The sequence below is a fragment of the Shewanella aegiceratis genome, from assembly GCF_019457495.1.
GTDB classification, from domain to species: domain Bacteria; phylum Pseudomonadota; class Gammaproteobacteria; order Enterobacterales; family Shewanellaceae; genus Shewanella; species Shewanella loihica.
Map to the genome: position 1 here is coordinate 3,031,540 of NZ_CP080416.1, position 23,218 is coordinate 3,054,757.

A 23,218-nucleotide genomic window follows, 5' to 3' on the forward strand; every position below is an offset into this window, starting at 1 on the left:
AAAACTCCTTGAACTGCAATAGGGTCGAACGCAATTAGCTGTGTCATGGCTATGCTCCTTAAATTCGCTCGATATCACGGGTGCCGAACAGGCCGTAAGGCTTGAACCAGAGGATCACCAGCAAGACATAGAAAGGCGCGATGTCGTACATGTTGCCGATATGCAGCCACTGGCTGTCGAAGAACTCGGCGATGTTTTCCAGCACGCCTATCACCACGCCGCCGACGATGGCGCCGACGATAGAGTCCAGCCCGCCCAGGATCACCGCTGGGAACACCTTGATGCCTATGGTGGAGAGTGAATCAGACACGCCGTTGACCATGCCGATCACCACGCCTGCGGTGGCCGATACTGTGGCGGCGATGCCCCAGCTCATGGCAAACACCTGCTTGACCGAGATCCCCAGGCTCTGGGCCACCTGCTGGTCAAACGCCGTGGCGCGCATCGCCAGACCATGCTTGGAGTACTTAAAGAAGAGGAAGAAGGCCGCCATGATGAGTATCGCGATCACAGTACTCATCAAATAAGCCAGCTCTATGTTCAGGCCGAAGATGGCGATGGACTGAGTGTCGAACACCTGAGGATAGCTCTGGGGCGACACGCCGAATATCCACTTGGTCAGCGACTGGAAGAAGATAGACAGGCCAATAGTTACCATGATCACCGAGATGATCGGCTCGCCTATCATGGGGCGCAGCACTATCATCTGTAAGAGCACGCCAAACACCGCCATAAAGCAGAGGGTGAAGAGGAAGCCGACGAAAAAGGGCAACTGGAAGTAGGTCAGGAACGCCCAGCAGACCCAGGCTCCCACCAGCAGAAACTCCCCCTGGGCAAAGTTAACGATCTGGGTCGACTTGTACACCAGCACGAAACACATGCCCACCACGCCATACAGCAGGCCGACGATCAGGCCGTTGATAATTAATTGAATTAAGAGTTCAAAATTCATGATGCTCTCCTTTGACTCGCCTCGCCCTCGATGGACTGACGCGGGGCGATCACGGTCGCCACCTTGACTTGAGTTTGGATGCGCGACTTGGTGCCATCCTGGAAGGTGATCACTGTGTCGATATCCACATGGGACTGGTCGCCATAGATGGCCTCGATGATCTCGCCATACTTGTCGGCTATTACCCCACGTCTCACCTTACGGGTACGGGTCAACTCGCCGTCATCGGCGTCCAGCTCCTTGTAAAGCAAGATAAACTTGTTGATCTTCTGCGCATCGGGCAGTGTCTCGTTCACCCGCTCCACCTCGGCCTGTAGCTGCTGATACACCTCTGGCAGACTCGACAGGTTGGTGTAGTTGGTGAAGGCCAGTCCCTGCTGCTCAGCCCACTTGGAGACGATGCTGAAACGGATACAGAGGATGGCCGACAGATAGGGCTTGTCCTTACCTAAGATCACCGCCTCGCCGATGAAGGAGGAGAACTTAAGCTTGTTCTCGATATATTGCGGCGAGTACTGAATGCCCTGGCTGGTCTTGGCCAGATCTTTGATACGGTCGATCACCACCAGATGGCCCGAGGGCTTGAAGTAACCGGCATCCCCCGTGTGCATCCAGCCATCTTTGACATCTTCATCATAAGCCGCCTGGTCGCCCAGATAGCCGTTGAACATGCCTACGGTTCTGGCGATCACCTCGCCCACCCCTTCGCTGTCGGTGTTGATCACCTTAAGCTCGGCGGTATCGAAGGCCACACCAACCGTGTCGTAATCCACGTCATGTTCGTCGTGTATGGTGTAGGCGCCGCACATCTCGGTCTGGCCATAGAGCTGACGCAGAGGCACACCGATCGCCTGGAAGAACTTGAAGGTATCAGGTCCCATGGCCGCGCCGCCGGTAGCCGCGGACTTGAGGAAGGAAAACCCTAGGCGGTCGCGCAGCGCCTTCATCAAGATGATGTCGGCCAGCTTAGAGCGTCTGCCCTCGGCTAGTCGCTGCTCGGCACGCTTCATGGCAAAGTCGAACAGTTTTTGTTTGAGCGGAGTCGAGTCCATCATGCGCGCCTTCACATCGGCGAGGATCCCTTCCCACACTCTAGGCGCTAACAAGACGAAGCTAGGGCCTATCTCGCGCAGATCCGCCATCATGGTTTCCTGCTCTTCGACAAAGTTAACGATCTGACGGGCGATGAGCGCCTGACCCACGGCGTAGACCTGCTCCATGATCCAGGGCAGCGGCAGTACCGAGACATAGTTGTCCCCCGGCGCGCGGGGATCGGCTCTTAGATAAGAGCAGCAGTGGTCGATAAACTTGCTGCCCTGCAACAAGACAATCTTAGGTTTAGAGGTGGTACCCGAGGTGGTGCAGTAGATGGCGATGTTCTCGGCCTTGCCCGCATCGACCAGGTTGTCGTAGTGGCGCGGCTGGGTGTTATCCACCTCCTGGCCGAGACGATAGATCTCCTCGACGCTGATTAGGCGTGGATCGTCGTACTTGCGCATGCCGCGTGGGTCACAGTAGACGATATATTTCACCGAGGGGATGCTGTCGCCCAGCTCCAGCAGCTTGTCGCACTGCTCTTCATCTTCGGCGACGATCACCTGGGCCTCGCTGCGATTGAGCAGATAGGCCACCTCTTCGTGCAGCGAATCTTGATAAATCCCCAGTGAGAAGCAGGCCAGCGCATGGGCCGCGACTTCGCCCCAGACCCACTCGGGACGGTTCTCGCCCAGCAAGGCTATGGTGCTGTGTGATTTGATGCCCAGGTGGTCGAAGGCCAGCGCCATCCACTTCACCCGGTTGTGATAATCTTGCCAGCTGAATTCGGTCCAGATGCCGAACTCCTTCTCGCGCATGGCAATCTCTTTACCCCAGTTGGCCGCATTGTGGCGCAGGATCTTGGGAAAGGTATCGAGATTACCCATGTCGAAGGCCCGCGCCGTCGACGCATTATTTACCTGAGTCATTAGCCAACCTCTTGTAATTGCTCGTCATCTTCAAGGCCGAGATAGGCCTGTCTCACGTGCTCGTCGGCCATCACCGCTTCGGGCAGGCCAGAGATCAATTTCTTACCGAAATCGAGCACCATCACCTCATGGGAGATATCCATCACCACCCCCATGTCGTGTTCAATCATCACCACGGTAATGCCGAACTCCTCGTTGAGATCCAGGATATAGCGGGCCATATCCTCCTTCTCTTCGAGGTTCATCCCCGCCATCGGCTCGTCGAGCAGAATCAGCTTAGGATTGAGCGCCATGGCGCGGGCCAGCTCGACCCGCTTACGCAGGCCATAAGAGAGGGTGCCGGCGATAGATTTGCGCACATGGGAGATGTCGAGAAAGTCGATGATCTCCTCCACCTGACGGCGATGGGCCAGCTCCTCTTTCTGCGCCGGTGAGGCCCAGTACAGGGGGCCGGTGAGCCAGTTGTTTTTCATCAGGTGGTGACGACCCACCATGATGTTGTCCAGCACCGACATGTGGCCAAACAGGGCCAGGTTTTGAAAGGTACGGCCTATGCCGAGATCGGCACGGGCATTGGGTCTGAGATGGGTGACATCCTGATTATCGAAATGAATTGTCCCCTTCTGCGGACGGTAGCGACCCGAGATGCTGTTGAGCATCGAGGTCTTACCCGCCCCGTTGGGACCGATAATCGAAAACACGGCGCCGCGCTCGACCTCAAAGCTCACATCGGTCAGGGCCTTTACCCCACCAAATGCGAGCGAGATCTGATCGACAGTTAAAATGGTATCTTTCACAACCCTACTCCTTTAAACGGCTCTGCCTGGGTGTCTCGGCGATGAGTCGCCCCGGCAGATGCCAGGACGAGGGTTAAACGGGTAAAAAAAGTGGGGAGGAAGTCCTCCCCCAAGAGCACTTACAAGGCGTAACGCATTGAGAACTGTGCGTAGTTAGAATCGACCTTCTGGTCATCCAGGGCGAAGTTACCCACTTCGATGCCCACGGCCAGTGCCGGTGTCAGGTTCTGGAACAGGTTGACGCTCCACTGGCTGCGATCGGCATCGGACTTGTCGGTCTCGATGCGGCCATAGAGGAAGGTGCTGCGCAGGGTGTCTGTCCAGTAGTGGCGGTAGGCGGCGAGATAAGAGGTACTGGTTTCCACCTCTTCGCCGATAAGATCTTTAGTCACCCCCAGGCCCACGTAGCGGCCCACTTCCCCTTGGTGGAACTGGAAGCGCAGATCATCTTTGCCGAAGGTGTTGATGCGACCGGCAATCGAGCCACCGAAGGCAGTTTCGCTGTTGCCGCCCAGGGTGTTAAGTCTGCGACCCAGCGCCGAGATGGAGACGTTACCCCAGTCGCCCTTGAAGTTATAACGGGCTACCACATCCGGCAGATCGTCGTTGGCGGTATCGCCGCCGTCACTCTCAGGGTTCTCGATAGAGACCTGGAAGCCGCCCATGTCGTAACGGATCTGGCCCTGACGCACGAAGGCCAGACCAACCGTGGCACCGGCGAAGTCGGCGGTTTCCGGGATGGCACTGGTGTTCATGAAGGTGGTCCAGGTCTGACCCACGGTTAAGTCTTTATACTTGATGAAGGCGTGACGCAGACGCGGATGGGCCGAGTTAGACACCACCTGGTTGCCGCCACCGCCGAGGAAATCCATCTCGATGAAACCCATCACGTCGCCGTGAACATACTTGGTATTGAAGCGAGACTCGTTGGCGAAGATACGGAACTGTGACGCGCTCTCTTCGAGCGGCGTGCCTGTGCCAATCCAGAAGTCGCGATAGGCGACATCGCCATTAACATAGCGGGCATCGACCTTGAGGTAGCCGCCGAAAGACAGCTTGCCGTCGTCGCCGACGTTAAAGTCATAACCTGCCATGGCAGAACTGGCCATCAGACCGAGTGAAGTTGCGAGTGTGAGTTTTTTTATTGTTAATGTGAGCATCTTGATTATCCCCTTTTGTGGTTGCCTCCAAGATGGAGAAATGCCTCCTTTGCCTCAATTGGGAATAGGTAGTAATGCAGCGGTCGTAGGCCATAGGGCGCAATACCCAAGGATTAGGCAGTAAGCACTAATACTTAAGTCGATGGCCGTAAATGCCGACTTTCACCTTAACTGTGATATGTTGGCTTGAATAACAAAATAAAAGGAGCGAGCCGGGATGGCGAGATAAGCTCCTGAAAAGATAGGATAAGTGACAGATGTTCCCAAACTGGCTATTGGTTGCCATCAGCATCAGCTATATCGGCCTGCTGTTTTTAATGGCATTTCTGGGTGACAAGTACCGCGGCAAGTGGTTTGCCGGGCAGCACACCATCATCTACTCCCTGTCGCTGGGGGTCTACTGTACCTCCTGGGGCTTTCTCGGCACCGCCGGACAGGCCGCCAACAACTCCTTCGCCTATCTGCCGGTTTATATCGCGCCTATCTTGCTGTTTATCTTCGCCTGGCCCTTTATCCAGCGGGTGATCCGCGTCTGTCTCAAGCTCAACATCACCTCGATTGCCGATCTGCTGGCGGCCCGTTTCGGTAAGTCGCCCTTGCTGGCGGTGGTGGTCACCTTCGTCGCCCTGTTCGGCACCCTGCCCTATATCGCGCTGCAGCAGAAGGCGATCGTCAACTCCTATGAGATCTTGCGGCAAGATCACCTGCTCTCCTCCTGGCAGCTGGGCCTGGTGGTGAGCCTGATCCTCGCCGGTTTCACCATCGTCTTCGGGGTACGCGCCATCGACGTGACCGAGCGCCATCCGGGCATGATGCTGGCCATCGCCTTCGAGTCCTTCGTGAAGCTTATCGCCTACCTCACCATAGGCATCTTCGTCTCCTTCTTCCTGTTCGACTCGCCCATGGATATCTGGCGCCAGGCGACGGAGATAAAGCCCCTAGAGGCGGAGTTTAATTACCCCAACTTCATCTCGCTGTTTGGCCTGTTGATTATCGTAATGTCGGCATTTCTCTGTCTGCCGAGACAGTTCCAGGTGTTGATCGTCGAGCTGAAATCACAGAAGCATGTGCTCTGGAGCCGCTGGACCTTCCCCCTCTATGTGCTGGTGTTTGCCTTCTTCGCCACGCCATTGGGTCAGGCGGGCAACATCCTCTATGGCGACTCGCTACAGAGCGACGCCTATGTGCTGTTTCTGCCTGTCTTCAGCGGCGATATCTGGCTGGGGCTGTTTAGTTTTCTCGGCGCCATCTCGGCGGCCAGCTCCATGGTGATCATCTCCACCATCGCACTGAGTACCATGCTGAGTAACGAGATCGTCTTCCCAACCCTATTTAAGATCAACAACATACAGAGCAATGACTTCCACAAGTTCCGCTCGCACCTGCTTAATATCCGCAAGGCGCTGGTGCTGCTGGTGATCTTCATGAGCTATGGCATGTTCCTCATCGCCCCGCCCGACACCCTGGCATCTTTAGGTGAGGTGGCCTTCGGCGCCATCGCCCAGATAGGCCCGGCGTTGTTTGCCGCCTTCCTCTGGCGCCGGGTCACGCTGATCGGCGTATTGGTTGGGATCTCCAGCGGCTTCGCCCTCTGGCTGGTGCTGAACCTGTTGCCGCAGCTGGGTCTCTACGGTCACCCCTTCGCCGGCAGCGGTTATTCGATGACCACTATGGCAACTCTGGTGGGTCTGTTTGTCAACGTGATGGCCATCTGGCTGGTCTCCTCCTTTACCCGCCAGAGCGTGCACGAGCAGATGCAGATAGGTCACTTCATTGAGCGCCCAGAGCTGGACAAGGCGCTGCCCGAGGTACCCAAGCATGTGAACCCGACCGAGCTTGAGCTACTGGTGGCCCGCTTCGTGGGTAAGGACAAGGCCGCCCAGGGCTTCTACTCCTTCTTCTCCTGTCAGCCCCAGCCAATTCAGGACAAGAACGCCCACAATCAGGCGCTGATCTTCTTTACCGAAAACATGCTCGCCAGCGTCATGGGCTCGGCCTCGGCGCGCCTGGTGCTCTCCTGCGCCCTCCACGGTCGCGACATCGCTATCGAGGATGTGGCCCAGCTGGTAGAGGAGGCCTCCAGCCATCGCAAGGAGTTCAGCCGCAGCGTGCTACACAGCGCCATCGAGAACGCCAGCGAAGGGATATCGGTTATCGACAAAGACCTCAACCTGGTGGCCTGGAACCAGCAATACCTCAGCCTGTTTAACTACCCGGACGACCTGGTCTACATCGGCTGCCCGGTGCGCCAGCTAATCGAGTACAACCTCAAGTTCGGCAAGGGCTATATTCCCAACCTGGATGAGCAGGTGGAGCGGCGCCTCAACTTCCTGCGCCAGGGGAGCCGCCACGCCACAGAGCGCATCCAACCCGACGGCAAGACGATACGCATCCAGGGCAACCCCATACCCGGCGGCGGCTTCGTGATGATCTTCTCCGACATCAGCATGTACCGTGAGGCGGAGAAACTGCTGAAAGAGAAAAACTTAGACTTGGAAGCCAGGGTGTTTGAGCGCACCAAGCGGCTCGAGCAGGCTAATCTACAGCTGGCCAAGTCCAACGAAGAGCTTGCCGAGGCGCTACAGAAGGTAGAACAGGCGCACCAGAAGAAGAGCCAGTATCTCAAGGCCTGTAGCCATGATCTGCTGCAGCCGCTGTCGGCGGCGCGGCTCTTCTCCTCCGCCTTCGTCCAGGGCGGTCAGCTGTCCAACAAACAGAAACAGCAGATAGGCTATATCGACAATGCCCTGCAGGTGGCCAACGAGCTGCTGCTGGATCTCAATGAGGTGTCGCGCATCGAGGGAGGCACAGTAGTGCCCGAGATCACCGAGTTTGCCTTGCAGGAGGTGCTCGACTCCCTGGTGGAGGAGTTCAGCGCCATGGCCAGCACCACACAGGCGGAGTTTAAGTGTATCAAGACCAAACTCTGGGTGCGCAGCGATAAGGTGCTGCTCAGACGCATACTGCAGAACCTGATCAGCAATGCGTTTCGTTACGCCGGTGGCGGACGCATATTGCTGGGTTGTCGCCGCCACGGCGACACCATCGCCATCCAGGTAGTGGATGACGGCCCTGGGATCCCCGCCGATAAGCAGGCGGTGATCTTCGAGCAGTTTACCCGTTTGCAGCACTCAGGCCATGAGGGCGTTAACGGCCTGGGACTGGGACTGAATATCGCCCAGGGCCTGGCGGAGCTGATGCAGCACAGGCTTACCCTGTCATCACAGGTCAATCAGGGCAGCATCTTCAGCCTGAGCCTAAGTGTCGCCCAGCCAAAGCTTATAGAGGAGCAGACCAGCCAGCCGGATATCCTCACCCTCAACGGCGTCAAGGTGCTGTGCGTCGATGACGACCCCAACGTGTTGGCGGGCATGGAGGAGCTATTGAAGGGTTGGAAGTGTCAGGTGCATACCGCCTCCTCGGCGCAGCAGGCCAAGGCCTGTGTCAGCCAGTTTGCCGGTAAGCTGGACATAGTGCTGATGGACTATCAGCTGGATAACAACCAAAATGGCCTGGATCTCATGGCCGAGCTACAGGCCCTTTCCAGCCGCCCCATTCCGGCGATTCTGATCACCGCCACCATAGACGAGGAGGTGGTGCAGCGCACCAAGGCGTTGGGTTATGGCTATCTGCGTAAGATCATCAAGCCCATCGCCCTGCGCGCCGTGATGAGCGCTACCCTGGCCAACAGCCTGCACAACAACTATTCGGCCCAGCCGAGTCCCCACTTTAATCTGGTGGACCCGCTGACCGATTAAAAGCAAACGCCCCGCTTCAGACATAAACCGCTGCGGGGCGTTTTTTATCAAATGTGAGAAACCTATCAGCCCTAAACGACTAGACCTCTTCCACCTCGGCGGTCAGCGGCGTCTTGTCCAGATAGAGCTGACTCATGGCGATCACCGCCTGGGTGCGGGTATGTACCCCAAGCTTGAGGAAGATAGCGCTGGCGTGGGCCTTAATAGTAGCCTCTGACAGACCTAACTCATAGGCGATCTGCTTGTTGAGCAGGCCGTCGGCAAACATCATCAAGATCTTATGCTGACGTGGTGACAGGCTGGCGATTTTGCTACTCATGCTGTCCAGGGTCACGGCGCTAAGATCCTCACAGCCCGGCGGCGTCCACTGGCGGCCGGCCATCACGGCATTGATCGCCTTGACCATCTGCTCGACCGGCGAGGACTTGGGAATAAAGCCCGCCGCGCCGAAGGACATCGCCTTGCCCACAGTGACTTTATCTTCCTGGCCGGAAATCACCACTATCCCTATGTGGGGATAGCTGTTACGAATATTGACTAAGGTGTTGAATCCATGCGCATTAGGAATATTCAGATCCAATAAGAGCAGGTCTGCATCCTGATGCTGGGTTAAGATCTCATCCAGTGCCGTCACCGTTTCCGCCTCAAACAGCATAGGCTGATCGAACTGAGTGGTTAGGGTGTTTACGAGTGCTTGCCGAAACAGTGGATGATCATCAGCTATTATTATTTTTAGTGGCTGTAACATGTTTGATCCCTCATATGTACTCATTTCCAGTCTACGCGAACCTTAGAGATTATCAAACAGGCCCAAAACCCATGGTCGAGGGACAACTTGTCAGTTAACATTTACATTACAAGTAGATAGCGGCATTGGGACGCCAAAAGCGACCACTGAGGCTTGAGTCAATATAGACTTATTATCTAGGTCATCACCCTATTATTTGTGCTAGAGATGACGTATTGAGGCCGAATCGCAGCTTGTTGATCCCAAAAGGCCCTAGAAGCTACGCCACTGGGGCGAGAAAATCATCCAGGGACACTAGCTTGAACATGGCTCACGGCTCACATATCCTAATCAATATCGGCCTCGGCCATCATAAAAGAGACAGCGCTAAGGGACGTTTCCAATTGCAGGACATAGCTAACTTGGCAAAGCGTATAAAAATGACAGGCTGGTCAAGGCCAGCGCAATCACAAGACTTGCCGCCAGGCGCGACACAATAGAATTCATTCAGAGGGAACTCAGTTGCCAGATAAGACAGCATTGGTGTTAGGGGGCGGCGGTGCGCGCGCCGCATACCAGGTCGGGGTACTCAAGGCGATAGTGCAGTTCTATCCCCGTAACCACGGCGTGCCCTTTAAGATCATCTGCGGCACCTCTGCCGGCGCCATCAACGGCACCTCGATTGCTACCCACGCCTCCTGTTTTCACCTCGGGGTACGTAAGCTAGAGTGGGTCTGGCGCCACTTTAGCACCCATAAGGTCTACCGCTCCTCTTTTGGCGGCATCTTCTCTCACCTGGCGCAGATGGCGCTGATGGGGCTACAGGATGTGAAGATCAACACCGAAGCCGGCAGCCTGTTTGACAACCAGCCCCTGAGAAACCTGCTGAACAACCTGATTAACTTCGAGCGGATCGACCGCAATATCGCCAACGGCGCCCTGCATGCCCTGAGCGTAGACACCTCCTGCTATAACTCGTCGCGCTCGGTAAGCTTCTTCCAGGCCGCCAAGGAGATTGACGAGTGGAACCGCGCCCGCCGTGGCGGCCAGCGCACTCATCTTCATACCGAACACCTGCTGGCCAGCGCCGCCATCCCCCTGGTGTTTCCCTCGGTGAAGCTCAATCGCGGCTATTATGGCGATGGCTCTGTGCATCAGCTGGCCCCCCTGAGCAGCCCGATTCATCTGGGGGCGGAGAAGATCATGGTGATCAACCTGGAGAGCCCCCATAAGCAGGTGCACAAGGAGTTCGAGCATCATCCCAAGACGGCGACCATAGCCGGTCACCTGCTCGATACCATCTTCTCCGATACGTTAAACAGCGATCTCGAGCGTCTTCAGCGGATCAACAGCACACTCAATCTGATCCCCAAGGAGCGCAGACATGAGGCGTCACTCAAGACCATAGACACACTTGTGATAAAACCCAGCGAGGATCTGAGTCTTATCGCCGCCCAGCACTATCAGGATATGCCGATGGCGGTGAAGGCCCTGCTGCGGCTAATCGGCATCAACCAGCAATCTGACTCGAGTATCGTCTCTTACCTGCTGTTCGAGCAGTCTTATTGCAGCGCACTGATCAACCTGGGTTATCAGGATGCCATGTGTCAGATAGATGAGATCAAGGCCTTCTTCAATATCCGCTAAAGACTCTCAAAAGGCGTTAACTAGACTGGACGGGTCGACTATAAGGTGACAGCCCCGCGGCGGGCGAGGATCGCCTGACTGGCGCATTTCGCCCACAGACGATAGCTGGCCGCACTGGGGTGAAAGCCATCGCTGGCCAGGGCTTCTGGCGTCAGAGGCAGCATGAGGGGCAGGAGCTGACAGGCCGCTTCCTCTTGGCAAAACTGCTCTAGCGCCCGATTAAAGCGCGCCTCCCGTCGCCGCAACACACCGGCGAGAGGCTGAGAAAATCTCGGAAAGTCCCCTAGGGGCGGCAGTGGCGTCAGCAGCACCCTTGCGCCGGGCGAGGCCTCGAGTAAGCCGCCTATCAGCGCGCCGGTCGAGGCAAGCCAGCCCTGCACGTCTATGGGCGAGAGGAGATCGTTGACTCCCAAAGAGATAAGAATGACATCGACCCTATTTGGTGCCTGCTGGATAAGCTTGAGCGTCTGGGCTGTGGTCATGCCCGACTTGGCAAGTAAGCACCAGTTGAGTCGATAGTGAGGTGCCAGCAGACGAGTGAGCAGACCGCTCAGGGCTTCATCCTGGTGGGTGACGCCGACGCCCGCCGCTGCTGAGTCGCCAAGAATCAAGAGCCTAAGCGGCTTCCCTTCCCCCAACTCGCCACTGCGTTCACCATCGGGCTCTGGCAGCCTTGGCGTGCGCCACTTGACCCATAGCGCCTGCATCAGCAGCAAGGGAGAGAGCATAATTAACAGGGCTGGTCGTACCATAGCGCTTTTACCCTCTCTTATCCGATTAGCCTTGAAGCAGGTAATGCTCGGCCTTCTCAATGCGCCTCGGCTTACCCAGGATGATGAGGATGTCCCCGGGGCGAATCAGCCAATCAAGCTCAGGGCTTTCCACCTCGGCGCCGCTGCGGCGTACCGCCCTGAGCTCCACCCTGAGCTTGTCCCAAGGAATGGCCGAGAGCGGCTGGCCCACCACTTGGGCGCCTTTGGGCAGGGCCACGGCGTGCAGCAGCTCCAAGGTAAAGTCTGTCTCCTCGCCGGAGAAGAAGCCATGCAGATATTGATAGTGATTGCGCCGCTCATATTCGAGGCGCTTGAGGATCCGGGTCAGGGGCACGCCGCACTGATAGAGCACCTGAGACACCAACATCAGGCTGCCCTCCAGGGTTTCCGGGATCACCTGACTGGCGCCCGCCTCCTCCAGTGCCTCCATGCCCTCGTCGTCGCGGGTCCTCACCAAGATCTTGGCCTCGGGCGCCAGCTGACGGCACAGGGGCAATACCTCATCGAGCACATGACTACTGGTAAAGGTGAGCACGATCAGCTTGGCCTGTTTGATCTGCGCCTGCTTGAGGATCGCCCGCTTGGCCACATCGCCAAAATAGACAGGCTCTCCCGCCCGGCGCGCCTCGCTCACCCTGGTAGGATCCCGGTCAAGCACCAGATAGGGGATCGCCTCGGTCTTCATGAAACGGGCTATGGTCTGCCCCACCCGACCGTAGCCTAGAATCAACACCAGGTCGCTACTCTGCTCCGGGATAGGAATAGTCTCGTGGCCGCCCTGCTTAACCGACTTGACCCCATGCAGGCGTCTGGCGATATCCACGCTGTGACGCACCAGCCAGGGAGCCACCGCCATCGACAGCACCGCCACCATCACCAGCTTAGTGCTGACGGTGATCTCCAGCAGCTGATAGTTAACCGCCAGCGCCAGCACCACGAAGCTGAACTCACCCACCTGCGCCAGGCTGATGGCAGTAGCCACAGAGGTGCGAAACGACTCCTTGGCCGCCCTGAGCAGGCCAAAGACGATCAAGGCCTTGGCGATAATCACCGCCACCACCAGCAGCAGTACCTGCCACCAGAAGGTGATCACTAGGCTAAAATCGAGCAACATGCCGATAGAGATGAAGAAGAGTCCCATCAGCAGATCCCTGAAGGGGCGAATGTCCGCCTCCAGCTGGCGCTTGTATTGGCTCTCCCCCAGCAGCATACCGGCGATAAAGGCGCCCAGTGCCATGGAGAGCCCCAGCCACTGGGTCAGGGCGCCAGTGACCAGCGCCACCACCAGGGTAGAGAGCACAAACAGCTCGTTGGAGCGCGAGCGCGCCACCTCATCAAACACCTTAGGCAGAGCCCACTTACCCACTGCCATCAGGGCGATAAAGGCCAATACCCCCTCCCCCATGGCGAGCAAGATCTGGTGCCAGCTCAGCATCTCACCATCTGAGGCCAGCAGAGGCATGAGGATCAGCAGGGGCACCACGGCCAGATCCTGAAACAGCAAGACACTCACCGACAGCTCACCGTGGCGCCGCCTGAGCCAGCCGCGCTCGTTGAGCAGCTTGAGTACGATGGCAGTAGAGGAGAGAGCAATGGCCGAACCCACCACGATGGACTCGCTCAAGTTAAGCCCCAACAACATGCTGATGCACATGGTGAGGACGGCGGTGACGAACACCTGGGCGCTACCCAGGCCAAATACGGTGCGGCGCATGGCCCACAGCCTGGGCAGCGAGAATTCGAGACCTAGGGAGAACATCAGCAGTACCACCCCCAGCTCGGCCACCGAGTGGATCTGCTGCTGAGTGAACCAGTTGAACACAGAAGGGCCGCTGATCACCCCGGTGATTAGATAGGCCAGGATAGCCGGCAGCCCCGCCCGCCTAAAGAGGGCGATCGCCACTATGGCCATCATCAACATCAACAGGATCTTAATCAGTATGCTGTGTTCCATTACCGCTGCGCGCTCCTCTGCCTGCCCTCAAATACTCTCTTCCCAAAAACTGTGTGCCAAAACGGTGTGCCCAAATGTGCTTGGACGCGATCTCTAACGTCAAGTTTCTTGCCAAAGTCAAAATACTGTCACAGGCTCAGTCCCCCCTTCCCCAGACTAACTCAATGACATATATAGACAAACTCATCATTTAGTATTAGGCACGTTTTTTGCTTTATATAACCTATCTCGGGTCCGTTACATTGTGGAGTAAAGATTATGGACTTTGCCTTAGCGACAGAATTTTCGTTTGACGAATATCGCTATCAGCCAGATCACCATCACAATACAGTCGGTGCGCCTAATCTGGTCACCGTCATGCAGCAGCTGCATGAGAGCCTAGATCCACGGACGGTATTTGCCTGCTACGGCAAACTCATGGGACAACACTTGCCAGTGCTGGGGATCACCCTCTGCTATAAAGAGTATCAGCTAAGCTGGGGCGGTGAGCAAGGTTTACTAATAAAACAAAACCTTAGCCATGATGGGGTGAGCATCAGCATCGCCTATCGTCTGTCGGCGCCGCTGATCAAGCCACAGACAGAGCTGCTGTATCAGTTGCAGTCGCTGCTGCTGAGCCCTTTAGTGAACGCCATCGCCTACCAGCAGATGGCGAAACAGGCGATGCATGATTCACTCACCCACCTGGGAAACCGCCGCTACTATGAGCAGAGCCTCAAGCAGGTTCTGGCCCGCGCTCAGCGCCATGGGGATGCGATCACCTTAGTGGTGCTGGATCTCGATAACTTCAAGAGTCTGAATGACAAGTATGGCCACCTGGTGGGCGATGAGGTGCTGAGTCAATTCGGTCACACACTTGAGCAGGCGATTCGCGACAGCGACCAAGCCTTTCGTATCGGCGGCGACGAGTTTACCCTGCTGATCGAAGGCGATACCCAGGCGGCCAGCGTGCTGTGTGAGCGGATCCTCGCCATGATGGAAGGCGATAGCCTGCTGACCAAGTTTCAGGTGCAGACCAGCATGGGCCTTGCCCAGTGGCAGCTTGGCAATGATGCCGAGACCCTGTACCTCAGGGCCGACAAGGCCCTCTACCGCGCCAAGGCGGCCGGACGTCGCTGCTACCGCGTCGATTAGAGTGGCATCCGAGTCAAAGGCGAGATCGAGTAGAGATTAGAAGGGCTTTGGAACAGGTTTAGAGCAGATTTAAAGAAGTCGCGATTTGAAAAGTACCCGGCAGGATAGCGCTATCCTGCCGCTTGAATGATTGATATTAGATGTTAGGTATTGGAAGATTGGTATTAGATGTTAGGTATTAGATGTTAGTTATTAGCCGTTAAATACTAGATGTTAGCGATTAGATATCAGCTATTAGCCATTAACTTCAGCAAGGCTGAACTGCCAGCCCCCCTCGCCTTGAGGTGCCAGGTAGCGCTTATCCACCCAGAGCCCCACAGCCGCAACTAATTGCTCTCCGTAAAAAATAAGCGGAATACGCCCTCGCTCCCATGGCGGCACGGCAAACTCTTGCCACAGCTTCTTCAGCTCCCGCCCCTTGTCCCGCCCATCGGGGTGACAGCGCAGACTACCCGAGGCACCAAAACGCAGCGTCACCTCGTCGGCCTTTTCTAGACGTAGCCTAGGGCCAGTTAGGCTCCAGTTCGCCACAAGCTGGCTTTGGCTGTCGATGGGCCAGCTTAACGTCGAGCCTTGGGATCTCACATCCTCATCCAGGCCTTCCAGCACTTGCTCATGCCTGGGGCCGACCTCTGCAGAGTCCAGATAGAGGGCGTGTTGAAAACGTCTCAGCACCATAGATTTGATGCGAATCGCCACCTGAGCATCGGCCTTGGCCTCGAGCTGCGCCAAAATATCCCCCAGCTGCGCCGCCGAGGGTAAGGGGAAGCCGCGATGCTCGATAAAGCCCCGCAGCAGATGGGGATGCCAGCGCCCTGGTTGCTCTGCCAGCACCTTTAGATCCAACACGGCCGCCTGGCTATGGGACACACTTAGCAACATGGCAGGTAAGCGAAGACTCACCTCCTCATCGATCAGCGCCTGCTGCTCGGCGCACAATTGAGCGCTGCGACTGGCGGTGGCGGCAAAGGCTGGCCAGCGCGCCGTGAGAATCGGCAGCACCTCGTTCCTCAAAAAGTTACGGTCGAAACGACTGTCCTTATTACTCTCATCCTCGATATGGCTAAGCCTCTCGGCCTTAGCGAAGGCTTCTATTTGGGCGCGGGATGTGGTCAGCAACGGCCTGAGCAACAGATTATTGGGGGTAAAAGCCTGAACCTCTCCCATGGCCGCCAGCCCCTTGGGCCCGAGACCTCGCTTGAGCGCCAACAATAGCGTCTCGAGCTGATCGTCCTGATGATGGGCGGTGAGCAGGATATCGCCGGGGGCTAACTCACTTCGCAGCGCATCGTATCTCGCCTCGCGGGCCGCGGCCTCGAGACTGATGCGGGCGCCGCTAGCCACTGTCACCCGCTTGACGCTAATCGGCAAGCCATACTCGCGGGCGCGGCGCTCACAGTGGCTCTGCCAGCTATCAGCATTGGCGCTGAGGCCATGATGCACATGCACCAGGAGATATTGATACTCGGGATGCTGCTTGGCAAATAGGCTCAGGCCATGGGCAAGCACTTCTGAGTCGACGCCGCCACTGTAAGCCAGCACTAACTTCATAGCTGGCTTAGTACGTGACTTAATGCCAGCCGCAGGCTTCACCCGCGCTAGTAGCTGGGTCAGGGCATGAAATGGACAGAAGCTGTCATGCGCCATCTAGAAGAGGATCCTTACCTTGTCAGACCCGGTCAGTGTCTCCAATGCCAGCATCAGCTCGTCGGTCGGATTCACCCGCCACTCATCCCCCAGCCTGAACTGGGCCTTGGCGGTAGGCTGGGCATAGTTGATCACCAAGGGCACACTGCCCGCCTTCCAGGGCTCGACCGCCTGCTGGAACTGGCCGAGCCACTCTGGTGTGATACTAGCGCCGTCCAGATCCACCTCGACCGCGTGGGCGAAGTGGCTGCGCGCCTCACCCATGTCGATGATGTTACGGGCCGTCATGCGATTGCCGCCGGAGAAGTCATCGAAACTTACCTCCCCTTCGACGATCAAGATCCTGTCTTTCTCCAGCAGCTCACCAAATTTCTCAAAGGCCTCGGTAAACAGCATCACCTCCAAACGCGCACTCTTATCGTCCAGGGTAACCAGGCCCATCTTGGAGCCGCGTTTGGTCATCATCACACGGGTCGCCACCACCAGGCCGGCGGCCTTGGTGGTCTTGCCTCGCTCGGTGGGATGCACATCCTTGAGCCTGCCCGAGGTGTAGTGCTTGAGCTCCTTGAGATACTGATTGATCGGGTGACCAGTCAGATACAGACCTAAGGTCTCCCGCTCGCCCTCGAGCCACACCTTGTCCGGCCAGGGGGTACAGTGCACAAACTGCTGCTTGTTGTCTTCCGGCTCGCTGTTGAGCAGGCCAAACATGTCGTGCTGACCAATCGCCTCGGCCTTGGCATGCTGATCGGCAGCGCGAATTGCCTCAGGCAGAGTCGCCATCATGGCGGCGCGGTGCGGTCCCAGGTTATCCAGGGCGCCGGCGCAGATCAGTTTCTCAATCACTCTTCGATTAAGCTTCTTGAGATCGACCCGGGCGCAGAAGTCGAACAGGTCCACGAATGGCCCATCCTCACGCGCCTTCAGAATCGATTCCACCGGGCCTTCACCCACGCCCTTGATGGCGCCGATGCCATAGACGATGTTGAGATCGTCATCCACGGTGAAGCGGAACAGGCCCTTGTTGACGTCCGGCGGCAACAGCGGCAAGCCCATGCGCTCACACTCGTCCACCAGGGTCACTATCTTGTCTGTGTTGTCCATATCCGCCGACATCACCGCCGCCATAAACTGCGCCGGGAAGTGGGTCTTGAGCCAGAGGGTCTGGTAGGACACCAAGGCGTAGGCGGCCGAGTGCGACTTGTTGAAGCCGTAACCGGCGAACTTCTCCACCAAGTCGAAGATCTTCATCGCCAGCTCGCCGTCGACGCCGTTCTTGACCGCGCCCTCTTCGAAGACACTACGCTGCTTGGCCATCTCTTCGGGTTTCTTCTTACCCATGGCACGGCGCAGCATGTCCGCGCCGCCCAGGGTATAGCCCGCCAGCACCTGGGCGATCTGCATCACCTGTTCCTGGTAGAGAATAATGCCGTAGGTGGGCTCCAGAATCGGCTTGAGGCTCTCGTGTTGCCACTGCTGGTCCGGATAGGAAACCTCTTCACGGCCGTGCTTACGCTCGATGAAGTTATCTACCATGCCCGACTGTAGCGGCCCGGGACGGAACAGGGCCACCAGTGCGATCATATCTTCGAAGCAGTCAGGCTGTAGGCGCTTAATCAGATCTTTCATGCCGCGGGATTCCAGCTGGAACACGGCGGTAGTTTCATAACGCTGCAGCAGACGGAAGGAGGCAGGATCATCCAAAACGATCGCCTCGATACGCACTGGCTCTTTGCCCTGCTTCGCCAGATGCGGATTGATCATCTGCAACGCCCAGTCGATGATGGTCAGGGTCCTCAGACCCAGGAAGTCGAACTTCACCAGACCGGCGGTTTCTACGTCGTTCTTATCGAACTGGGTAACCGGGTTGTGGCCCTCGGCGTCACAGTAGAGCGGCGCAAAGTCGGTGATCACAGTCGGCGCGATCACCACGCCCCCGGCGTGTTTACCCGCGTTACGGGTGACCCCTTCCAGCACCCGGCACATGTCGATGAGATCTTTTACCTCTTCGTCGGCATCATAGGCCTCGGGCAGCGCCGGTTCGGCCTCGAACGCCTTGGCCAGTGTCATGCCTGGCTCGGCCGGGATCATCTTAGAGATACGGTCAACGAAGCCATAGGGATGGCCCAGCACACGGCCCACGTCACGCACCACGGCCTTAGCCGCCATGGTACCGAAGGTGATGATCTGCGATACGGCGTCGCGGCCATAGAGTTCGGCCACGTGATCGATCACCTCGTCGCGTCTGTCCATGCAGAAGTCGACGTCGAAGTCGGGCATGGAAACACGTTCTGGGTTAAGGAAACGTTCGAACAGCAGGTCGAATTCCAGCGGGTCGAGGTCGGTGATCTTAAGCGCATAGGCCACCAGAGAGCCCGCCCCCGAGCCACGGCCGGGACCGATAGGAATACCGTTGTCTTTACCCCACTGGATGAACTCCATCACGATGAGGAAGTAGCCGGGGAATCCCATGTTGTTAATTACCGTCAGCTCGACATCGAGACGCTCGTCATACTCACCGCGGCGCTCGGCGCGCTGTGCCTCATCGGGGAAGAGGAACTCTAGACGCTCCTCCAGGCCCTTCTTGGAGACCTCGACCAGAAAATCTTCGATGGAGAGATCGCCGGTGGGGAAGTTAGGCAGGAAATACTCTCCGAGTCTCACGGTAACGTTACAGCGCTTGGCGATCTCCACGCTGTTTTGCAGCGCCTCAGGGATATCGTCAAACAGCTCACACATCTCATCCTGACTGCGGAAATATTGCTGCTCGCTGTAGCGGCGCGGCCGCCTTGGGTCGGCCAGGGTGAAACCATCCGAGATGGCCACGCGGATCTCGTGGGCCTCGAATTGCTCAGGCTGTATGAAGACCACCTGGTTGGTGGCGACCACGGGCAGGTCTTTCTCGCCCGCCAGCTCGACTGCCATATGCAGATAACGCTCCTCATCGGGGCGCCCGGTGCGGATAAGCTCGAGATAATAACGGTCGGGGAAATGGGTCTGATAGAAGGCGACCAGAGAGTCCACCTGGCCCTGGTTACCCTTGAGCAGCGCCTTGCCCACGTCGCCATCTTTGGCGCCGGAGAGCAAGATCAGCCCTTCGCTGTAGCGCTCCAGCCAAGCCTGGTCGATCACCGCCCTGTCTTTCACATGGCCACGCAGGTAGGCATCGCTGATCAGCAGGGTGAGGTTTTTATACCCCTCGTTGTTCATCGCCAGCACAGTCAGAGAGCAAAATTCATCCTCGAAACCCGGCACCAGCATGAAGAAGTCACAACCTACGATGGGCTTGATCCCCGCGCCGTGACAGCCGCCATAAAACTTCACCAGGCCACAGAGGTTGGTGTTATCGGTCAGGGCCAGGGCGGCCATCTGATCTTCACTTGCCTTGGCGAGAATGGGCTTGACCTTGGCGAGGCCATCAGACATGGAAAAATCACTGTGTACGCGCAGGTGCACGAAACGAGGTTCTGACATAAGAAGATTCTGATTTAGTTAGCAAATTTTCTAATATTTATGCGGCGAACTATTCCCGTGAAAGAGTCGCCTTGAAAGAGTACCAGAGTCACACACAGGGCACCAGTCGCAGGCGCCCGGAGCAGGCGGTTTAACAGGCCTCCAGACGCTCCTTGACCGGCCTGAAACTCTTGCGGTGCTCTGCCAGCACGCCATGGGCCTCGAGCGCCTCGAAATGCGCCTTGGTGGGGTAGCCCTTGTGCTTGGCGAAGCCATACTCGGGATAACGCTCATCCAAGGCTTCCATCTCTCTGTCGCGCACCACCTTGGCAACGATAGAGGCGGCGCTGATGGCTGGGATCAGGCCATCGCCTTTGATCACCGCATGCCCCTCCAGGGTCTCATCGGTAAAGTCCGGTACCCGATTGCCGTCGATCAATACTCTGTCAGGTCGGGCGCGCAGTCCAGCAACGGCGCGCTGCATCGCCAGCATGGTCGCGTGCAGTATGTTGAGCACATCGATCTCCAGCGGCGAGCAGCGTCCGACGCTGACATCCAGCGCCTTGGCGAGGATCTCCTCATAGAGGGCGTCGCGCTTCTTCTCCGACAACTTCTTGGAGTCATTTAGCCCTTCGATAGGATTGTCCGGGTCCAGCACCACCGCTGCGGTCACCACATCGCCCACCAAGGGGCCACGGCCCACCTCATCGACGCCGGCGTAGAAGCCGCAACACAGTGCCTCGACCTGTTCGGCGGTAATTTGTTTATAGATAGCCACTATTTTGTCTCCACTAGCTCGATAACCGCCTGTGCTGCGCGCGCACTGGCATCGCACCTTAGCTGTTGATGCAGAGCCATAAAGGTCTCCATCAACGGCTGATGATCGCCATCGAGCTGATTGGACACCGCGTCGACTATCTTATCCGGGGTACAGTCGGCCTGGATAAGTTCAGGGATGATCTCCCTGCCCGCCAGCAAATTTGGCAAGGAGTAATGAGAAATCTGCATCATTCCCTTGGCGATACGGTAGGTGATCGGCGATACCCTGTAGGCCACCACCATGGGACGTTTCACCAGCATGGCCTCCAGGGTCGCCGTGCCGGACGCCAGCAAGATAGCATCGGCCGCAGCCATCACGGTGCGAGACTGTCCCTCGACCAGATGTATGTCTAGATCCGGTGCATGAGTCTTGAGGGCCAGCTCAAACTGGGCCCGACGCTTAGCATTGACCAGCGGGGTGACGAACTTAAGGTCCGGGTAGCGCTGGCGCAGTTTAACCGCTGCCTGTACGAAAGGCTCGGCCAGCTGTTTGAGCTCGCCGCCCCGAGAACCGGGTAAGATGGCGAGGTATTCGGCATGGGGATCTAACCCCAGTGTCTCGCGGGCGCTGAGCTTATCGCTTACCAGCGGAATATCGTCTGCAAGTGTGTGGCCGACAAAGGTACAAGGCACATTATGCTTGTCGTAGAAGGCCTTCTCGAAGGGCAGTAGCGACAGCACCATGTTGGTCGCCTTGGCGATCTTGAAGATCCGCTTCGGGCGCCAGGCCCACACAGAAGGGCTGACATAGTGAACCGTCTTAATCCCCTGCGCCTTAAGCTTCAGCTCCAGGCCAATATTGAAATCGGGAGCATCGATACCGATAAAGCAATCTGGCTTTAGGGCGGTCAGCTCGTCGATCAGCGTTTTACGCACCTTAAGCAGGCGTGGCAGGCGCGATAACACCTCGACCAGGCCCATCACGGCCAGCTCCTCGAAAGAGAACAGGGACTCAAACCCCAGGGCATCCATCTGCGGGCCACCGATACCAACGAAGCGGGCATTCGGATATTGCTGTTTCAAGGCCTTGATCAGGCCGGCGCCGAGAATATCACCGGACAGCTCACCCGCCACCATGGCGAATACTTTTTGATTGCTCTGATTCATCTTCTGTTACTTGCTTACTGAAAATAAAAAAGCCCGTGAACACGAGCTTTTCTTCGATAGCTAAACCAATTAGCTAAACCGATTAAAGAAACCGATTAACGAATAATGCCTCGGCTCGAGTTGACCACAAAGTCCATCAGCAGCTTAACCTGCTCGTCCTCGGCATCCTCACCCAAGGCGGCAACCGCTTCTTCAATGGTCAAGCCCTTTCGATATAAGGTCTTGTAGGCACGGCGCACCGCCAGTTGGCTCTCCTTGGAGAAGCCGCGGCGTTTCATGCCTTCGCTGTTCAGTCCCCTTGGGATAGCGGGCTGACCCGACGCCATCACAAATGGCGGCACATCTTGCAGGATCAGTGAATAACCAGCGGTAAAGGCATGGGCACCGATATGTACAAACTGATGCACACCCGTCATGCCGCCTAGTATCGCCCAGTCGCCCACATGGACGTGGCCAGCGATAGAGGCGTTGTTAGCCATGATCACATTGTTACCCACCACACAGTCGTGGGCGATGTGCACGTAGGCCATAAACAGGTTGTTAGAACCGATACGGGTCTCACCGTTATCCTGCACCGTGCCGCGATGTATGGTGACAGATTCGCGGATCACATTGTTATCGCCGATGATCAGTCGGGTTGGCTCGCCAGCATACTTCTTATCCTGGCAGTCTTCCCCTACTGAGGCGAACTGAAAAATACGGTTACCCTTGCCGATAACCGTAGGGCCCTTGACCACCACGTGAGAGCTCAGATGACAGTCATCGCCGATCTCGACATCTGGGCCGATATAGGTCCATGGGCCTATGGTAACATTGTTACCGATTTTGGCATCTGGGTGTACAAATGCTAACTTATCAATCACTTGGCAATCTCTCTGCGGGCACACATGATCTCTGCCGAACAAACTAGTTCGCCATCGACCTTAGCTTCACCTGTGAAGACGCCAATCCCGCGGCGTTCTTTAATCATCTTAACTTCGAAATGAAGTTGGTCGCCAGGCTCGACCACACGCTTGAAGCGAGCGTTATCGATACCGGCAAAATAGTATAAGGCATCGTTAGATGGCTCATCGCTCATGGTTTTAAACGCTAACAGACCGGTCGCCTGAGCCATAGCCTCTAGGATCAATACACCTGGCATCACAGGAGCTACAGGGAAATGGCCCTGGAAGAATGGCTCGTTGATGGTGACATTCTTGATCGCATGCAGTGTTTCACCTGGCGTAAAGTCGAGGACTCTATCGATCAATAAAAACGGATACCTGTGAGGTAGGAACTTTAGGATCTCTTTGATATCCATCGTATTTAATTGATTTGACACTCAAT

General features: G+C 56.9%; 16 protein-coding genes. 3 read left to right on the forward strand and 13 right to left on the reverse strand.

The window, feature by feature from the left end:
• Positions 1-58: 58 nt before the first annotated feature.
• The 4 genes from K0H80_RS13330 to K0H80_RS13345 form a co-directional block, all read right to left on the reverse strand.
• Complete coding sequence (locus K0H80_RS13330) at positions 59-952, reverse strand: branched-chain amino acid ABC transporter permease (protein WP_011866406.1); 894 nt, start codon at positions 950-952, stop codon at positions 59-61.
• Complete coding sequence (locus K0H80_RS13335; RefSeq protein ID WP_220071893.1) at positions 949-2,916, reverse strand: long-chain fatty acid--CoA ligase; 1,968 nt, start codon at positions 2,914-2,916, stop codon at positions 949-951. The genes K0H80_RS13330 and K0H80_RS13335 overlap by 4 nt, the downstream gene beginning before the upstream one ends.
• Complete coding sequence (locus tag K0H80_RS13340) at positions 2,916-3,713, reverse strand: ABC transporter ATP-binding protein (RefSeq protein ID WP_011866408.1); 798 nt, start codon at positions 3,711-3,713, stop codon at positions 2,916-2,918. The genes K0H80_RS13335 and K0H80_RS13340 overlap by 1 nt, the downstream gene beginning before the upstream one ends.
• Positions 3,714-3,832: 119 nt before the next feature.
• Entirely contained in the window at positions 3,833-4,873 is a 1,041-nt protein-coding gene (locus tag K0H80_RS13345) for a DcaP family trimeric outer membrane transporter (protein ID WP_220071894.1), read from the reverse strand.
• 257 nt (positions 4,874-5,130) lie between these two features.
• On the opposite strand from K0H80_RS13345, the gene K0H80_RS13350 reads away from it, so the two are divergent.
• Complete coding sequence (locus tag K0H80_RS13350; protein WP_220071895.1) at positions 5,131-8,631, forward strand: PAS-domain containing protein; 3,501 nt, start codon at positions 5,131-5,133, stop codon at positions 8,629-8,631.
• 79 nt (positions 8,632-8,710) lie between these two features.
• Here the strand turns inward: K0H80_RS13350 and K0H80_RS13355 are convergent, their stop codons facing one another.
• Positions 8,711-9,379, reverse strand: a complete 669-nt coding sequence (locus K0H80_RS13355) for a response regulator transcription factor (protein WP_220042930.1) — start codon at positions 9,377-9,379, stop codon at positions 8,711-8,713.
• Positions 9,380-9,880: 501 nt separating this feature from the next.
• On the opposite strand from K0H80_RS13355, the gene K0H80_RS13360 reads away from it, so the two are divergent.
• A complete protein-coding gene (locus K0H80_RS13360) occupies positions 9,881-11,005 on the forward strand; it encodes a patatin-like phospholipase family protein (RefSeq protein ID WP_011866412.1) in 1,125 nt (374 codons plus the stop codon).
• A 38-nt stretch (positions 11,006-11,043) separates the two neighbouring features.
• Here the strand turns inward: K0H80_RS13360 and K0H80_RS13365 are convergent, their stop codons facing one another.
• Positions 11,044-11,757 (reverse strand): SGNH/GDSL hydrolase family protein, encoded by a 714-nt coding sequence (locus K0H80_RS13365; RefSeq protein WP_220071896.1) that lies wholly within the window; start codon positions 11,755-11,757, stop codon positions 11,044-11,046.
• A 25-nt stretch (positions 11,758-11,782) separates the two neighbouring features.
• Complete coding sequence (locus K0H80_RS13370; RefSeq protein WP_011866414.1) at positions 11,783-13,732, reverse strand: monovalent cation:proton antiporter family protein; 1,950 nt, start codon at positions 13,730-13,732, stop codon at positions 11,783-11,785.
• A 258-nt stretch (positions 13,733-13,990) separates the two neighbouring features.
• On the opposite strand from K0H80_RS13370, the gene dgcS reads away from it, so the two are divergent.
• On the forward strand, positions 13,991-14,866 hold the full coding sequence (gene dgcS / locus K0H80_RS13375; RefSeq protein ID WP_220071897.1) for a diguanylate cyclase DgcS: 876 nt from the start codon (positions 13,991-13,993) through the stop codon (positions 14,864-14,866).
• A 234-nt stretch (positions 14,867-15,100) separates the two neighbouring features.
• On the opposite strand, the gene tilS is transcribed toward dgcS, so the two are convergent.
• The 6 genes from tilS to fabZ all read right to left on the reverse strand — a co-directional run bounded on the left by tilS (position 15,101) and on the right by fabZ (position 23,213).
• A complete protein-coding gene (tilS, locus tag K0H80_RS13380; RefSeq protein ID WP_220071898.1) occupies positions 15,101-16,513 on the reverse strand; it encodes a tRNA lysidine(34) synthetase TilS in 1,413 nt (470 codons plus the stop codon).
• Positions 16,514-19,987 (reverse strand): DNA polymerase III subunit alpha, encoded by a 3,474-nt coding sequence (gene dnaE, locus K0H80_RS13385; RefSeq protein ID WP_220071899.1) that lies wholly within the window; start codon positions 19,985-19,987, stop codon positions 16,514-16,516. It lies immediately after the preceding gene.
• A 130-nt stretch (positions 19,988-20,117) separates the two neighbouring features.
• Entirely contained in the window at positions 20,118-20,744 is a 627-nt protein-coding gene (rnhB, locus tag K0H80_RS13390) for a ribonuclease HII (protein ID WP_220071900.1), read from the reverse strand.
• Positions 20,744-21,892, reverse strand: coding sequence for a lipid-A-disaccharide synthase (gene lpxB, locus K0H80_RS13395; protein ID WP_220071901.1), 1,149 nt, complete (start codon positions 21,890-21,892; stop codon positions 20,744-20,746). The genes rnhB and lpxB overlap by 1 nt, the downstream gene beginning before the upstream one ends.
• A 95-nt stretch (positions 21,893-21,987) precedes the next feature.
• Positions 21,988-22,755, reverse strand: coding sequence for an acyl-ACP--UDP-N-acetylglucosamine O-acyltransferase (gene lpxA, locus K0H80_RS13400; RefSeq protein WP_220060302.1), 768 nt, complete (start codon positions 22,753-22,755; stop codon positions 21,988-21,990).
• Positions 22,752-23,213 carry a 3-hydroxyacyl-ACP dehydratase FabZ gene (fabZ, locus tag K0H80_RS13405; protein ID WP_011866421.1) on the reverse strand — a complete coding sequence of 154 codons (462 nt, stop codon included), beginning with the start codon at positions 23,211-23,213 and terminating at the stop codon, positions 22,752-22,754. The genes lpxA and fabZ overlap by 4 nt, the downstream gene beginning before the upstream one ends.
• Positions 23,214-23,218 lie beyond the last annotated feature (5 nt).